This is a genomic window from Streptomyces sp. NPDC014733 (assembly GCF_043083385.1).
GTDB lineage: Bacteria > Actinomycetota > Actinomycetes > Streptomycetales > Streptomycetaceae > Streptomyces.
On the sequence record NZ_JBIBYO010000016.1, the window covers coordinates 123,397 to 137,955 of the forward strand.

The window sequence follows — 14,559 nt, forward strand, 5'->3', positions numbered from 1 at the left end:
GCTCCGGGGCCTGCGGTGTTCCCGGCCGGCCGCCGTCCGGGCCCCACGGTCGCCCGGACAGCCCCCCGCCCCGTTCCCGCTAGGCTCTACGCCATGTCTCGCATCGACGGCCGCACCCCCGAACAGCTCCGCCCCGTCACCCTCGAACGCGGCTGGAGCAAGCACGCCGAAGGCTCCGTCCTCGTCTCCTTCGGCGACACCAAGGTCTTCTGCACCGCCTCCGTCACCGAGGGCGTGCCCCGCTGGCGCAAGGGCACGGGTGAGGGCTGGGTCACCGCCGAGTACGCGATGCTGCCCCGCTCCACCAACACCCGCGGCGACCGCGAGGCGGTCCGCGGCAAGATCGGCGGCCGCACCCACGAGATCAGCCGCCTCATCGGCCGCTCGCTCCGTGCCGTCATCGACTTCAAGGCGCTCGGCGAGAACACCGTCGTCCTCGACTGCGACGTCCTCCAGGCCGACGGCGGCACCCGTACCGCCGCCATCACCGGCGCTTACGTCGCCCTCGCCGACGCCATCGCCTGGGCCCAGCAGAAGAAGATCATCAAGCACGGGCGCAAGCCGCTGACCGGCACCGTCTCCGCCGTCAGCGTCGGCATCGTCGACGGCACCCCGCTCCTCGACCTCTGCTACGAGGAGGACGTCCGCGCCGAGACCGACATGAACGTCGTCTGCACCGGCGACGGCCGCTTCGTCGAGGTCCAGGGCACCGCCGAGGCCGAGCCCTTCGACCGCGACGAGCTCAACGCCCTCCTCGACCTCGCCGTCGCCGGCTGCGCCGACCTCGAAGCCGCCCAGCGCGAGGCCCTCGCCCGCACCCTCTGAACAGCCCCGGCCTCCGCCGAGGCCCGGCCCCGCACGCACCGTCCGGCCGCGTCCCCCCGGGACGCGGCCGGAGCCGTGTCCACCGGGCCCGGACGACCGCGCACCGGCCGGAGCCCGCGCACCGGCCGGCCGGCGCCTTCGCGCGCGGTACTCCGGCACCGGAACGGACCGGACGGTCATCCGCCCCGGCAACCAAATCCCCCCGGGGCGCGTTTCTCCCCATGCCTGCTTTACCTGTTCATGACTGGGGGGAGAACCGTTCCATGACCCTGCACACCCGTACCGCCCGCGGCACCCGTCCGCGCCGACGTCCCGCCGCCACCGCCGTCGCGGCCCTCGCCACCGCGGCGCTCGCGATACCCGCGCTCACCGCCTGCGGCGCCGTCGACAAGGCGATGGACTGCGCCCACACCGCCACCGCCGTCGTCAACGGTGTCGACAGGCTCCAGAAGACCGCACAGGACGCCGCCGACCACCCCGAGCAGACCGAGAAGGCCCTCGACGGCCTCGACCGCGACCTCAAGGGCATCGGCGACGCCACCGGCGATCCGGATCTCACCAAGGCGCTGAAGAGCATGAACGACGGCATCGACAACGCCCGCGAGGCGGTGCGGGACGGCAAGGACCCCGACCTCCAGCCGCTCGCCGACGCGGCCGGCGAACTGACCAAGGTCTGCACCCCGGGATAATCACTCCCCATGCAGCACTCAACCGAGCAGCGGCCGGACGCTCCCCGCCGCCTCATCCTCGCCACCCGTAACGCCGGCAAGGTCACCGAACTCCGCGCGATCCTCACCGCCGCCGGTCTCGACGTCGAACTCGTCGGCGCCGACGCCTACCCGGAGATCCCCGACGTCAAGGAAACCGGCGTCACCTTCGCCGAGAACGCCCTGCTCAAGGCACACGCCTTGGCCCGCGCCACCGGCCACCCGGCCGTCGCCGACGACTCCGGCCTCTGTGTCGAGGTCCTCGGCGGCGCGCCGGGCATCTTCTCCGCCCGCTGGTCCGGCCGCCACGGCGACGACCGCGCCAACCTCGACCTGCTCCTCGCTCAGCTCTCCGACATCGACGAGGACCACCGCGCCGCCCACTTCGCCTGTGCGGCCGCCCTCGCCCTCCCCGACGGCACCGAACGCGTCGTCGAGGGCACCCTCCGGGGCACCCTGCGCCACACCCCGTCCGGCACCGGCGGCTTCGGCTACGACCCGATCCTCCAGCCCCTCGGCGAAACCCGCACCTGCGCCGAGCTGACCCCGGACGAGAAGAACGCCATCAGCCACCGCGGCAAGGCGTTCCGGGCGCTGGTTCCGGTGGTGCGGGAGCTTCTGGGCTGAGGGGCACATCCGCCCCCGGAAGAAGAGTCCGGGAAAGAGAGACGGCCCGTGGGCGGCGATGCGCTCCACGGGCCGTCGACCGGTGCGGCGGAAGGGATTCGAACCCTCAAGCCGTTTCACCGGCCACAGATCCTAAGTCTGCTGCGTCGCCTGTTGCGCCACCGCCGCAAGTCCTCGGTCATGCTACCGGCTGCCCCGGGGGCGCCGAGGGCGTGGTCGTCCGGAGCAGGGGGATCCAGCCGTTTCCGGGGGCCCCGGCCAGGGGCTTACCGTCCGGACTCCGGCCGCCGTCAGGTGAAAGGGACCGGGGGGCCTCCCCTCCCTCCTCAGCCGTCACCCCTCAGAACTTCGGTTCCTGGTTCTGGGACGTGATCATCTCGACCGCCTCCTCCTTGGTGGCGACCGAGGGCGGGGAGCCGGCCAGGGGCTGCTGGGCGGTTTCCTTCATGCAGGCGACGGCGATGGCGCCGACGAGGGCGGCGCCCATCGTGTAGTAGGCGGGGACCATGACGTTGCCGTCGAAGGCGCCCATCAGGGCGGTGATCACCAGCGGGGTGGTGCCGCCGAAGACCGAGACGGCGAGGTTGTAGCCGATGGAGAGCGAGCCGTAGCGGACATTGGTGGGGAAGAGGGCCGGGAGGGCGGCGGACATGGTGCCCAGCAGGCAGACGAGGGAGAGGCCCAGGAGGGCCATACCGGCGATGACGGCTGCCAGGGAGCCCTGCTTGACCAGGAGGAAGGCGGGGATGGCGGTGATGAAGAAGCCGAGCATGCCGCTCATCAGCAGCGGTTTGCGGCCGTAGCGGTCGTTGAGCCGGCCGACCGTGGTGATGATCAGCATCAGCGCGATCATGGTGGCCAGCAGGATCAGCAGCCCGTGCGACTCCTTGTAGTGCAGGGTGTCGGTGAGGTACGTCGGCATGTACGACAGCAGCATGTAGTCGGCGATGTTGTACGCGCCGACGAGGGCGATGCAGAGGATCAGCGTCGGCCACTGCTGGGCGAAGATCTCGCCGATCTTCTTCTTCGGGGCGTTCTCGGAGAGGTGCGCGAACTCCGCCTCCGCCTCGGCGGGCGAGCCGGCCGCGGAGTGCGTCTGGGTCGCCTCCAGCTTCTGGAAGGCGGGGGTCTCGTCGAGGCGCAGCCGCAGGTAGAGACCGACCAGGCCGAGCGGTCCGGCGACCAGGAACGGGATGCGCCAGGCCCAGTGGAGCATCGCGTCCGCGCCGACGGAGGTGTTGAGGATCAGCACGATGCCGGCGGCGCCGGTGTAGCCGATCAGGGTGCCCATCTCCAGGAAGCTGCCGAAGTAGCCGCGCTTCTTGTCGGGGGCGTACTCGGCGATGAAGGTGGAGGCGCCGCCGTACTCACCGCCGGTCGAGAAGCCCTGGACCAGCCGGAAGAGGATGAGCAGGACCGGGGACCAGAAGCCGATCGCGTCGTACGAGGGGATCAGGCCGATGCAGAAGGTGCCCGCGGCCATCATGATCATGGTGAGGGCGAGGACCTTCTTGCGGCCGACGCGGTCGCCGAGCGGGCCGAAGAAGGCGCCGCCGAGGGGGCGGACGAGGAAGGCCACGGCGAAGGTGGCGAACGAGGACAGCAGGCTGATGGTGCCGTTGCCGTTGGGGAAGAAGACCTGGCCGATGGTGACCGCGAGATAGCTGTAGATCCCGAAGTCGAACCACTCCATGGCGTTACCGAGGGCGGCCGCCTTCACGGCCCGCTTGACCACGCGCTCGTCGGTGATGGTGATGTCGGTGCGCCGCAGTTTGGGATTCCTGCGCCGGGCTATGGCACGGAAGAGCACGCGGTGGCGCTTGAGGGCCTCCGGATCGTGTTCGGAAGCGGGGTCTGCTTCGGTGCTGCCGGTCGGCACGAGGCGGTCCTCTCGTTCAGAGCGCGAAGTGCGCGGGGATACGACGGGTGCGCCTGCGCAGTCGAGCGCGGATCAAACCACCATGGCTCCGGAAGGGGAGGTACGTCACTCCGGCTGAGCCGTCCGGGGAAGCCATCGTGGCCTGCGGTTTCGCGGGCCGCGAGCGGGGGCGCTCCGCGCCTGGTCGGAGGGGCGTTGTTACAGAACTGGTACGCAGCCGCGCGGTCATCGCCGTGTGCGGGCAATCAGCCCGTGCGGGGGGCCGGGCAGGGTGGGGCGGTGCCGTTGCCATGTGTCCGCGAAGCCGCCGTTCGCCGGGCCCCTCGTGGGGGGTGGTGGCGTCGGGTGTGCCGGCGGGGTGCGGGGCCGCGGCCCCGGAAGGAGAGGGCGATGGGCGACCGCGTAGGGGCGCGCCGGGTGGGGTGGCGTACCGCTGTGCCGGTGGGCGCCGTGCTCACGGTGCTGCTCGCGGCCGGGGTGTGGGGTGTGCAGGCGGGCCGGCACGCGTCGGCGGTGGATGTGGCGCCGCAGACGTCGGCGGCGCGGCAGCGTCCGGTGCCCGGGCAGGCGCCGCAGAAGAAGGCGGCGGACGGGCTGCCCGGCGTACGCGACTGCGGCTTCGGAGAGCCGGAGGTCGAGCCGCAGGTGATCACGTTGACCTGCGCGGACTCGGGGATGGTGGCGACGGGGATCACCTGGCAGCGGTACGGCCGGACGTCGGCGGAGGGCCGGGGCGTGGTGCAGGTGGAGAAGGCGGCTGCGGGGACGGCGGGGGACGCGGTGTTCCCGGCGCGGTTCCGGCTGTACGGGGTGCGGACGGTCGAGGGGGGCCGGGCGTTCACCGGTCTGGAAGTGACGTACGACGGCTCGACGCCGATGGGGGACACGACGGAGATGTACAGCCTCGCGTGATGGGGATCAGGGGCCGGATCGCGCTGGCCATTTCGGGTGTGACGGCGCTCGCCGTGGTGGTGCTGGGTGTCGCGGTGCATCACATCGCCGACGCCGGGCGGGAGCGTGCGGCGCGGGCGTACCAGGACGTCCGGCTCAGTTCGGCGGTGCAGATATACGAGCGGGACGGGACGCTGGCGATGGGGGCGCAGCTGGATGACCCGGCGTTGCCGGTGCCGTTGCGGGAGGCGGTGTTCGCGGGGCGGTCGGGGACGTATCTGAGCGGGGGTGACGATCCGCGGGTGTGGGCGGCGACGGGGGTCGACGACGGGACGGGCGGTGCGCGGTGGGGGCGGTCGCTGTCGGTGTCGGCGGCGTATCCGGAGGACGATCCGGCGCGGGTGGCGCTGGACCGGGCGCTGCTGATCGCGGGTGCGGGCACGGTCGTGTTGATGGCGGTGGTGTCGTGGTTCGTGGCGCAGCGGCTGTCGCGGCGGCTGCGGTTGAGTGCGGCGGCGGCGCGGCGGATAGCGGCGGGTGCGGGGCCGGAGCTGGAGTGGGACGGGTTGGCGAGCGCGGGGCGGGACGAGGTGGCCGAGTTGGGCCGGAGTGTGCAGGACATGGCGACGTCGCTGGCGGCGCAGGCGCAGGCGGAGCGGGAGTTCACCGCGGATGTGGCGCACGAGCTGCGGACGCCGGTGGCGGGGCTGGTGGCGGCGGCGGAGCTGTTGCCGCAGCCGCGGGCGGTGGAGCTGGTGCGGGACCGGGCGCAGGCGATGCGGCGGCTGGTGGAGGACCTGCTGGAGGTGTCGCGGCTGGACGCCGGGGTGGAGCGGGCGGATGTGGACGCCTGTGATCTGCCGTCGCTGGTGCGGGGGATCGTGCGGCGGGCGGCGGGGCAGCGCGGGGTGGACGAGGTGACGGTGACGGTCGAGGGGGAGCCGCGGATCGTGGAGACGGACCGGCGCCGGGTGGAGCGGGTGCTGGTGAATCTGCTGGCCAACGCGGAGCGGCACGGGAAGCCGCCGATCGAGGTGGTGGTGGCGGGCAACCGCATCGTGGTGCGGGACCACGGGCCGGGGTATCCGGCGGATCTGTGTGCCGAGGGGCCGCGGCGGTTCCGTACGGCGGCGCCGGAGCGGGGGACCGGGCACGGTCTGGGGCTGACGATCGCGGTGGGCCAGGCGGGGGTGCTGGGGGCGCGGCTGGACTTCGGTGTGGCGGAGGGCGGCGGCGCCCGGGCGGTGCTGGAGCTGCCGGACCGGGTGGCGGTGGCGGAGGGGGCGGAGTAGGGCGGCGGCCGGGGCCGGTCCGGCGGGGCGGCGGCCGGGCCCGGGGCCGCGGGCCCGCTGCCGGACCGGGCCCGGCGATGTCGGTTCGCCGGCATCCGGCCCGGCCGCCGATATCCGGCCCCGTCCGCTGCCGGACCGGCAGCGTCAGGGCCTCGGCCGGTCAGGCCGTCGGTGCCAGCTTCAGGTCCTTGATGATCTTGGCGACATGGCCGGTGGCCTTCACGTTGTAGAGGGCCCGCTCGACCTTGCCGTCCTCGTCGACGATGACGGTGGAGCGGATCACGCCGGTGACGACCTTGCCGTACAGCTTCTTCTCGCCGAAGGCGCCGTAGGACTCCAGGACCTTCTTGTCGGGGTCGCCGAGGAGCGTCACCTTCAGCTCCTCCTTCTCGCGGAACTTCGCGAGCTTCTCCGGCTTGTCGGGCGAGATCCCGATGACGTCGTAGCCGTGGCCGGCGAGGAAGTCGAGGTTGTCGGTGAAGTCGCACGCCTGCTTGGTGCAGCCGGGGGTGAGGGCGGCCGGGTAGAAGTAGACGATGACCTTGCGGCCCTTGTGGTCGGCGAGCGAGATCTCGTTTCCGTCCGCGTCGGGCAGGGTGAAGGCGGGGGCGGTGTCGCCGGGCTGCAGTCGCTCGCTCATGGCTCTCCTTCGAAGGTTCCGTACGCCCCGAGATTACGGCGTCGGGCGGGCGGCCAGGCGACACGGGAGCCGCGGGGTCGCGCGTTACAGGGGGTGCTGTGGGGCGCGGCGGGGCGTGAGCTGACAGACTGTGTGCACGAATCGGTACGCATGTGGTGGCCGGTTCCGTACGGGGCCTCGTGCCCGGTCCCGTACGCATCGGCCAGAGACGATGGAGGCGGCGCGGTGTCGGAAGCCAGGACCCCTGCGCAGATCGAGGCGGACATCGTCCGCAGGCGGCAGGATCTCGCCGTGATGCTCGACGAGATCGGTGTGCGGCTGCACCCGAAGACGGTCATCGGTGAGGCGAGGGCGAAGGCCGTCGAGGCGGTGGACCGCACGGCCGGTCGCGCCTATGTGGCGGCCAACCGCGTGGTGTCGGACGTCCGCGCCCAGCTGGTGTCGGAGGACGGTGCGCCGCGGCTGGAGCGGATCGTGCCGGTCGCGATGGTCGGCGTCGGCGTCGTGGGCCTGCTGGTGGTGCGCTCCCGGAAGCGGCGCGGCTGAGCGGTGCCCGGCGGTCGGGCGGTGGCCGGGGTGCGGGTACGGTCGTGCCGTGAGCCCGAATAACGTCAAGGACACCCACGACAAGCTGCCGATCCGGATGCTGCACGACCGTGTGCTGGTGCGGACGGACATCCCCGAGGGCGAGCGCCGCTCGACCGGGGGCATCGTCATCCCGGCGACCGCCGCCGTGGGCCGCCGGCTGGCCTGGGCCGAGGTCGTCGCCGTGGGGCAGAACGTACGGACCGTGGAGATCGGTGACCGGGTGCTCTATGACCCGGAGGACCGTGCCGAGGTCGAGGTGCGCGGGGTGGCGTACGTGCTGATGCGGGAGAAGGATCTGCACGCGGTGGCCGCGGAGCGGCTGGAGGGCGCGGACGACGCGACGGGGCTGTATCTGTAGGAATCCGTAGGACTGAGGCGTTTCCGGGGCCCGCCGCCGTGGCGGGCGGGCCCGCGGGTGGACGGGCGGTGACCGAGGTCACCGCCCGTTCCGTATGCCGGGTTGCTAGCGTCGGGGGTACCCGACGAGACGCGCCGTACCGGGCAGGAAAAGACGACGCACCCCTGTTGAAACGCTTTTCACGGAGGTGCCGTCATGGCATGGATCCTGCTCGCGGTCGCCGGTCTGCTGGAGGTCGGCTGGTCGATCGGGATGAAGTTCACCGACGGGTTCACGCGGCTGTGGCCGAGCGTGTTCACCGGCGCGGGGATCGTGGCGAGCATGCTGATGCTGTCGGTCGCGGCGCGTACGTTGCCGATCGGTACGGCGTACGGCGTGTGGGTCGGGATCGGCGCCGCCGGTGCGGCGGTGGTCGGGATGGTGGTGCTGGGTGAGCCGGTGACCGCCGCCCGGATCTTCTTCATCTGCCTGTTGCTGGTCGCGGTGGTGGGGCTGAAGGCGACGTCGGGGCATTGAGCCGCGCGCCCGCCCGGTGACCGTGGCCGTTCTTGTCCGAGCCGCCCTCGTCGCCGCCTCCGCCGCTGTTCTCCCCGGCGCCGCCGTCCTGCCCCTGGCCGGCGGGCGGCGGCCCCGCGGAGGGGCGGTCGCCGGGCCGGTTCGGGCGCTGCGGGCCGCCGGTCGGGGCGGTGTCGCCCGGGGCGGGGGCGGAGCCGGACGGGGAGGCGCCGGAGGCCGAGGGGTTGGGGGAGACGGAGGACTGGGCGCCGGGCTCCAGTTTCAGGTCGAAGGTGCGGACCGGCTTCCCGCGCAGCGCGGCGGCGGTGTAGTCGGCCCAGATCTGGGCGGGGAAGCCGCCCCCGTTGACGCGGGGCAGTCCGGCGGCGCCGTAGAGCGGTTCCTGTGCGGCGGTCTTCGGGTTCTGGCCGAGGACGGCGACGACGGTGGCGAGTTCGGGGGTGTACCCGGCGAACCAGGCGGCCTTGTCGTCCTCGGCGGTACCGGTCTTGCCGGCGGCGGGCCGCCCGGCGCCCTGGGCGGCGGTGGCGGTGCCGCCCTCGACGACGTTGCGGAGCATCGAGGTCGTGGTGTCGGCGGCGGAGCGGCCCACGGCGGTGGTCTCGGGCCGGTCGGGCAGCACGATCTGCCGGCCGTCCTTGGTGACCTTGTCGACGAGGGTGTACGGGCGCAGCCGTCCGTGGTGGGCGAGGGTGGCGTAGACCTGGGCCATGTCGAGGACGCTGGGGGTGGCGGTGCCCAGGGAGATGGCGCCCTGGGCGGTGGCGAGGCCCGGCGCGTCCTCGGGGACGCCGAGGGCGACGGCGGTGTCCTTGACCTTGGCGGGGCCGACGTCGATGCCCATCTGGGCGAAGACCGCGTTGACGGACTTGTCCATGGCGGCGGTGACGGTGATCTGCCCGTAGGAGCGGTTGTCCTCGTTGGCGGGCGCGAAGCCGGTGGCCCTGCCGCGCTGGACGGTCATGCGTTTGTTGGTGCCGTCGTAGGGGGTGTTCGGGGTGATGCGGGCGCCGCTCTGGGTGACCGAGCCGTTCTGCACGGCGGAGGCGAAGACCAGTGGCTTGAAGACGGAGCCGACCTGGTAGTCGCGGCGGGTGGCGCTGTTGACGTACTGCTTGGCGTAGTCGGTGCCGCCGTAGAGGGCGACGACGCGGCCGGTCGCCGGGTCGATGGAGGCGCCGCCGGCGCGGACGTACGCGTCGACGGGGCGCTTGTCGCTGAGCCGGCCGGTCAGTTTGGTGTCGACGGCGTGGCTGAGGGCGTCCTGGCGCTTGCGTTCCAGGGTGGTGGTGATGCGGTAGCCGCCGGAGCGGAGGGTGTCCTCGTCGACGAGGTGATGGTCGGTCAGATAGTCGGTGACGGCCTTGACGACGTAGCCGCGCTGGCCGGTGAGGCCGGCGGGGGTGGTGGTGGAGAGCGGGTCGGGGAAGGTCATGGCGTCGCGGTCGGCGGCGCTGAGCCAGTGCTCCTTGACCATGCCGTTCAGGACGTACTTCCAGCGGGACAGGACGCGGGCGCGGTTCTCGGGGTGGGCGGTGACGTCGTAGGAGCTGGGGGCGTTGAGGAGGGCTGCCAGGTAGGCGCCCTGGGCGGTGGTGAGCTGGTCGACGTTCCTGCCGTAGTACGCCTGGGAGGCGGCCTGGATGCCGTAGGCGTTGCGGCCGTAGTAGCTGGTGTTGAGGTAGCCCTCCAGGATCTTGCCCTTGCTCTCCTCGCGGTCCAGCTTGATGGCGATGAAGAACTCCTTGGCCTTGCGGGTGAGGGTCTGTTCCTGGCCGAGGTAGTAGTTCTTGACGTACTGCTGGGTGATGGTCGAGCCGGACTGTTTGCCCTTGCCGGTGGCGGTGTTCCAGGCGGCGCGGAGCATGGCGGCGGGGTCGACGGCCGATTCGGTGTGGAAGTCGCGGTCCTCGGCGGCGAGGACGGCCCGCTGGATGCGCTTGGGGACCTGGGACAGGGCGACGTTCTCGCGGTTGATGTCGCCGTCGCGGGCCAGTTCGGTGCCGTCGGCGTAGAGGTAGACGTTGCTCTGGGCGCGGGCGGCGCTGTTGGCCGCCGGGATGTCGACGAGCAGGTATCCGGCGACCAGCGCGCCCGCGACGAGCAGCACGATCAGTACGCCGGTGCCGAGGAGCATCCGCCAGGAGGGGAAGACGCGGCGCCAGCCGGTGCGCCGGCGGCGCCGGGCGGCGCCCTTCCCCGCGGATGCCGGTCCGGCGGGGCGGGGCCCCCACTGCTGCCGGGGGCCGCCGTTCTCCGGGCCGTGCGGCTCTTCGCTCATGTGTGGTGGGACTCCTCTGCCGCCGCCGGGCGGATGCCGCGGCGGGCCGGTACCGGACGGGATACGCGCCTGGGATTAGTGATTCTTATCCCGATATGTACTGTCGCATCATCTGATCCGTTCTCCGGGTACGGCACACACCGGTGACCTCTTCGCGGGCGGCCGGATGGCGTCCCCGTCTCACCCCGGCGGGTGATAAATGCGTGGTGCGCGGGGCGGGCGTCCCGTTAGGGTCGGGTTGTTTTGCCGCCGGACCCGTCCCGGCGCGCACGCCCACGGAACCGCCCGGGGCCGGCCCGCCGCCCGCCCCCGATCCCCGTCCGCCCCCGCACCCCGCCCGGCCGCCCGCCTCCACGCGTGCCCGCTCGGCACCGCCCGGCCCGGCGTCCCCGGCCGGGCAGCTCCGCACGCCCGGCCCCCGGGCACCCGCGCGCCCGGCCCACCGGGCGCCGCCCGTCCGTGCCGCACGGCGCCGGACGCACCGCCTCCGCGCCGCACGGCGCCGCACAGGAAAGGGATTCGGGTCGATGCTGTACGCGGCCGTGGCGACCGGGAGCTTCCGGCGCTACGCCACCTATCGGGTCGCCACCGCGGCCGGGGTCTTCACCAACACCGTCTTCGGCTTCATCGTCGCCTACTCCTACATCGCCCTCTGGGACCAGCGGCCCCATCTGGGCGGCTACGACCTGCCGCAGGCGATGACCTTCGCCTGGACCGGGCAGGCGCTGCTCGCCGCCACCTCGCTGATGGGCGGCGGCGGGATCGCCGAGCTCCAGGACCGCATCCGCACCGGCGACATCGCGGTCGACCTGCACCGCCCGGCCGACCTCCAGCTGTGGTGGCTCGCCGCCGACCTCGGGCGGGCGTCCCTCCAGCTGATCGGCCGCGGCGTCGTCCCGCTCGCCACCGGCGCCCTCTTCTTCGAACTCGCCCTGCCCGACCGCCCGCTGACCTGGCTGCTGTTCCTGGCCTCGGCGCTGCTGGCCGTCGTCGTCAGCTTCGGGCTGCGGTATCTGGTGGCGCTCGCCTCGTTCTGGCTGCTGGACGGCGCCGGGCTGGCGATGATCACCGGCCTGGCGGCGACGTTCTTCTCCGGCATGGTGCTCCCGCTGCCGGTCTTCCCCGACGCCCTCGCCCACGCCGCGCAGCTGCTGCCCTGGGCGGCGCTCCTCCAGGTCCCCGCCGACATCCTGCTCGGCGCGCGCACCGGCGCCGACGCGCTGCGGGGGCTGCTGCTCCAGGCGGGCTGGGCGGTGGCGCTGCTCGCCCTCGGGCGGCTGGTGCAGTCGTACGCCACCAGGAAGGTGGTGGTGAACGGTGGCTGACGGAGTGCCGGAGACGGCCACGCCGCCCGCGGGGCGTGCGGCGGACACCGGGGGCCGGTGGACGGTGGTGGCGCACGGGCTGCGCGCGTACCGGCTGCTGGTGTGGATGTGGATCCGCGCGACGCTCGCCTACCGGGCGTCGTTCGCGATGACGGCGGTCGGCAACTTCGCCGCCACCGCCCTGGACTTCGTCGCGCTGCTGCTGATGTTCTCCCGTATCGACGTCCTCGGCGGCTTCACGCTTCCCGAGGTCGCCCTGCTCTACGGGCTCTCGGGCACCGCGATGAACCTCGCGGACCTGCTGATGGGCAGCATGGACCGGCTCGGCAGCCGCATCCGGGACGGCTCGCTGGACACCCTGCTGCTGCGCCCGGTGCCGGTCTTCGCGCAGCTGGCCGCCGACCGGTTCGCGCTGCGGCGGCTGGGCGGCATCGTCCAGGCGGCGCTGGTGCTGGGCTGGGCGCTGGTCCATGTCGACGTGGCGTGGTCGGCGGGCCGGGTGCTGATGGTGCCGGTGATGGTGCTGACCGGCACGGCGATCTTCGGGGCGGTCTTCACGGCGGGCGCCGCTTTCCAGTTCTGGGCGCAGGACGCCGCCGAGGTGCAGAACTCCTTCACCTACGGCGGCAAGGCGATGCTCCAGTACCCGCCGACGGTCTTCGCCCAGGACCTGGTGCGCGGCGTCGTCTTCATCGTCCCGCTGGCCTTCGTGAACTGGGTGCCCGCCCTCTGGCTGCTGGGCCGCCCCGAACCGCTGGGCCTGCCGTGGTGGGTGGCGTTCCTGGGCCCGGCGGTCGCCGCCCTGCTCTGCACGGTCGCGGGCCTGCTGTGGCGCCGCGCCCTCACCGCGTACCGCAGCACCGGCAGCTGACGTACGCCAACGGAACGACGACGGAAGGGAATTGCGTTGGACGCGCTGATCGAGGTGGCCGGGGTCGAGAAGGTGTTCTCGGTACGCCGCAAGGCGGGGCGGCTGCGGCGGGTCCGGGAGGAGGTGCGGGCCGTCGCCGGGCTCGACTTCACCGTCGCCCGCGGGGAGATGGTCGGCTACATCGGCCCGAACGGCGCCGGGAAGTCCACCACCATCAAGATGCTGACCGGCATCCTGATGCCCAGCGCCGGGCGGCTGCGGGTCGCCGGCATCGACCCGTTCGCCCGCTCCGGCACGGGCGGCGCCGCCGGCGGCCGCCTCCGGCTGGCCCGCCGCATCGGCGTCGTCTTCGGCCAGCGCACCACGCTCTGGTGGGACCTGCCGCTGAAGGACTCCTACGAGCTGGTGCGCCGGATGTACCGCGTCCCGGACGCCACCTACCGCGCCAACCTGGAGCGCTGCGTGGAGCTGCTGGACCTGGCGCCGCTGCTGGACGTCCCAGTACGGCAGCTCTCGCTCGGCCAGCGGATGCGCGGCGACATCGCGGCGGCGCTGCTGCACGACCCCGAGGTGCTCTACCTCGACGAGCCGACCATCGGCCTCGACGGCGTCAGCAAGGCGAAGGTCCGCTCGTTCCTGCGCGAGGTGAACGCGGAGCGCGGCACCACCGTCCTGCTGACCACCCACGACCTCACCGACATCGAGCAGCTCTGCCGCCGGGTGATGGTCATCGACCACGGCCGCCTGGTCTACGACGGCGACCTCACCGGGCTGCGCGCGTCGGGCGAGGGCGAGCGGATGCTCGTCGTCGACCTGGACCGCGAACTCCCGCCGATCGACGGCGTCCCCGGCGCCCGCACCGTCAAGGTCGCCGGTCCCCGCCAGTGGCTCGCCTTCCCCGCCGCGGCGAGCGCCGCCCCGCTGGTCGCCGCGGTCGCCGAGCGCTATCCGCTGGTGGACCTCTCGATCCGGGAGCCGGACATCGAGGACGTCATCGCCCGGCTGTACGCGGGCGGGGCGGCGGCCCCGGTGGCGGGCGGCTGACCCCCGGCCCCGCCCCCGGGGAAGGCGGCGGCCCCCGAGGCGTCAGCCCAGTGGGGCGGTGGTGTCGCGCAGGGCGGCACCTCGCAGCGGCCGGGACGCGGCGACCCTCGCCGTCCGCTACCGGCACTCCGGACAGTTGACCGCCCGTAGCCATTCGTCGACGGTTTCGCCTTCCCCGGCGCCGCATCTGGGGCGCGGGTCGCCGGTGCCGACGAGTTCGTGGACCCGCAGGACGTCTTCGCCGACGGTGCCGGAGCGGGGTGTGCCCGTGTGCTCGGGGTGCGCGGTCACGGCTACCTCCACGGGTCTTCGGCGAGGACGTACAGCGGGTGGGTGAGTCCGCCGATGCGGTGCCGGAACGGTTCCGGCGGGGTCCGGCCCGCGTCGCCGGGTGGTTGACCTGGCCAGATGCACAGGGTGTGGGTGCGGTCGGCGTCCGGGAGGGTGACGAACAGCGCGTGCCCGCGCTTGATGTGCTCGCGCGCGGCCCGTTCCTCGTCCGCGTCCCATGCCCACGCCCGTACTTTCGCGGCGTGCTCCCGCGCCTCGTCGTCCGCCGCGCCGCGCGTCAGCCACGCCCACGGCGACCGCACCGGCTCGGGCCCGATCCGCTCCGCCAGCCGCAGCGCCTGCCCGCGCAGCCACCGCACCGCCAGCACGGGGGAGACGGTCCACAGCGCACAGACGGGATACGTGGCCCCCGGCGCCGACGCCC

General features: G+C 73.1%; 16 protein-coding genes, 1 tRNA gene and 1 riboswitch. Of the genes, 11 read left to right on the forward strand and 6 right to left on the reverse strand.

Annotation, left to right across the window (positions count from 1 at the left end; genetic code table 11):
• Nucleotides 1-93: 93 nt before the first annotated feature.
• The 3 genes from rph (at nt 94) to rdgB (ending at nt 2,159) form a co-directional block, all read left to right on the forward strand.
• Nucleotides 94-825 carry a ribonuclease PH gene (rph, locus tag ACF1BH_RS27645; RefSeq protein WP_391646741.1) on the forward strand — a complete coding sequence of 244 codons (732 nt, stop codon included), beginning with the start codon at nt 94-96 and terminating at the stop codon, nt 823-825.
• A gap of 263 nt (nt 826-1,088) precedes the next feature.
• Nucleotides 1,089-1,514: a hypothetical protein gene (locus ACF1BH_RS27650; RefSeq protein ID WP_391646743.1), complete on the forward strand. Its 426-nt coding sequence runs from the start codon at nt 1,089-1,091 to the stop codon at nt 1,512-1,514.
• A 9-nt stretch (nt 1,515-1,523) separates the two neighbouring features.
• Nucleotides 1,524-2,159 carry an RdgB/HAM1 family non-canonical purine NTP pyrophosphatase gene (gene rdgB / locus ACF1BH_RS27655; RefSeq protein WP_391646745.1) on the forward strand — a complete coding sequence of 212 codons (636 nt, stop codon included), beginning with the start codon at nt 1,524-1,526 and terminating at the stop codon, nt 2,157-2,159.
• 83 nt (nt 2,160-2,242) lie between these two features.
• On the opposite strand, the gene ACF1BH_RS27660 is transcribed toward rdgB, so the two are convergent.
• A tRNA-Leu gene (locus ACF1BH_RS27660) sits at nt 2,243-2,327 on the reverse strand.
• A 172-nt stretch (nt 2,328-2,499) separates the two neighbouring features.
• The gene (locus tag ACF1BH_RS27665) at nt 2,500-4,038 is read right to left on the reverse strand and encodes an MFS transporter (protein WP_391646747.1); all 1,539 of its coding nucleotides are present in this window, start codon (nt 4,036-4,038) and stop codon (nt 2,500-2,502) included.
• A 390-nt stretch (nt 4,039-4,428) separates the two neighbouring features.
• On the opposite strand from ACF1BH_RS27665, the gene ACF1BH_RS27670 reads away from it, so the two are divergent.
• Together ACF1BH_RS27670 and ACF1BH_RS27675 are read left to right on the forward strand one after the other, a co-directional pair.
• Complete coding sequence (locus ACF1BH_RS27670; protein WP_391646749.1) at nt 4,429-4,950, forward strand: hypothetical protein; 522 nt, start codon at nt 4,429-4,431, stop codon at nt 4,948-4,950.
• Complete coding sequence (locus ACF1BH_RS27675; RefSeq protein WP_391646751.1) at nt 4,950-6,221, forward strand: sensor histidine kinase; 1,272 nt, start codon at nt 4,950-4,952, stop codon at nt 6,219-6,221. The genes ACF1BH_RS27670 and ACF1BH_RS27675 overlap by 1 nt, the downstream gene beginning before the upstream one ends.
• Before the next feature lie 160 nt (nt 6,222-6,381).
• Here ACF1BH_RS27675 and bcp read toward each other — a convergent pair whose 3' ends face one another.
• Nucleotides 6,382-6,861 (reverse strand): thioredoxin-dependent thiol peroxidase, encoded by a 480-nt coding sequence (gene bcp / locus ACF1BH_RS27680; RefSeq protein ID WP_030283341.1) that lies wholly within the window; start codon nt 6,859-6,861, stop codon nt 6,382-6,384.
• Nucleotides 6,862-7,086: 225 nt separating this feature from the next.
• Here bcp and ACF1BH_RS27685 point away from each other — a divergent pair, with 225 nt between their 5' ends.
• From ACF1BH_RS27685 to ACF1BH_RS27695, 3 genes are all read left to right on the forward strand, one after another.
• The gene (locus tag ACF1BH_RS27685; protein WP_391646754.1) at nt 7,087-7,407 is read left to right on the forward strand and encodes a DUF3618 domain-containing protein; all 321 of its coding nucleotides are present in this window, start codon (nt 7,087-7,089) and stop codon (nt 7,405-7,407) included.
• A 97-nt stretch (nt 7,408-7,504) separates the two neighbouring features.
• Nucleotides 7,505-7,807, forward strand: a complete 303-nt coding sequence (locus tag ACF1BH_RS27690; RefSeq protein ID WP_391646778.1) for a GroES family chaperonin — start codon at nt 7,505-7,507, stop codon at nt 7,805-7,807.
• A gap of 100 nt (nt 7,808-7,907) precedes the next feature.
• Nucleotides 7,908-7,970: riboswitch (guanidine-III (ykkC-III) riboswitch) on the forward strand.
• Nucleotides 7,971-8,002: 32 nt separating this feature from the next.
• Nucleotides 8,003-8,323 carry a DMT family transporter gene (locus ACF1BH_RS27695; protein ID WP_384597768.1) on the forward strand — a complete coding sequence of 107 codons (321 nt, stop codon included), beginning with the start codon at nt 8,003-8,005 and terminating at the stop codon, nt 8,321-8,323.
• Here ACF1BH_RS27695 and ACF1BH_RS27700 read toward each other — a convergent pair.
• Nucleotides 8,268-10,604, reverse strand: a complete 2,337-nt coding sequence (locus tag ACF1BH_RS27700; RefSeq protein WP_391646756.1) for a transglycosylase domain-containing protein — start codon at nt 10,602-10,604, stop codon at nt 8,268-8,270. The genes ACF1BH_RS27695 and ACF1BH_RS27700 overlap by 56 nt on opposite strands.
• 527 nt (nt 10,605-11,131) lie before the next feature.
• Between ACF1BH_RS27700 and ACF1BH_RS27705 the strand changes: the two genes are divergently transcribed.
• The 3 genes from ACF1BH_RS27705 to ACF1BH_RS27715 all read left to right on the forward strand — a co-directional run bounded on the left by ACF1BH_RS27705 (nt 11,132) and on the right by ACF1BH_RS27715 (nt 13,844).
• The gene (locus tag ACF1BH_RS27705; protein ID WP_391646758.1) at nt 11,132-11,929 is read left to right on the forward strand and encodes an ABC transporter permease; all 798 of its coding nucleotides are present in this window, start codon (nt 11,132-11,134) and stop codon (nt 11,927-11,929) included.
• Nucleotides 11,930-12,035: 106 nt separating this feature from the next.
• A complete protein-coding gene (locus ACF1BH_RS27710) occupies nt 12,036-12,800 on the forward strand; it encodes an ABC transporter permease (protein ID WP_391646780.1) in 765 nt (254 codons plus the stop codon).
• A gap of 45 nt (nt 12,801-12,845) precedes the next feature.
• Nucleotides 12,846-13,844 carry an ATP-binding cassette domain-containing protein gene (locus ACF1BH_RS27715; RefSeq protein ID WP_391646782.1) on the forward strand — a complete coding sequence of 333 codons (999 nt, stop codon included), beginning with the start codon at nt 12,846-12,848 and terminating at the stop codon, nt 13,842-13,844.
• Nucleotides 13,845-13,961: 117 nt separating this feature from the next.
• Here ACF1BH_RS27715 and ACF1BH_RS27720 read toward each other — a convergent pair whose 3' ends face one another.
• Nucleotides 13,962-14,135, reverse strand: a complete 174-nt coding sequence (locus tag ACF1BH_RS27720) for a hypothetical protein (RefSeq protein WP_391646760.1) — start codon at nt 14,133-14,135, stop codon at nt 13,962-13,964.
• A gap of 2 nt (nt 14,136-14,137) precedes the next feature.
• Nucleotides 14,138-14,559: hypothetical protein (locus tag ACF1BH_RS27725; protein WP_391646762.1), on the reverse strand; the 422-nt coding region annotated here is incomplete at its 5' end.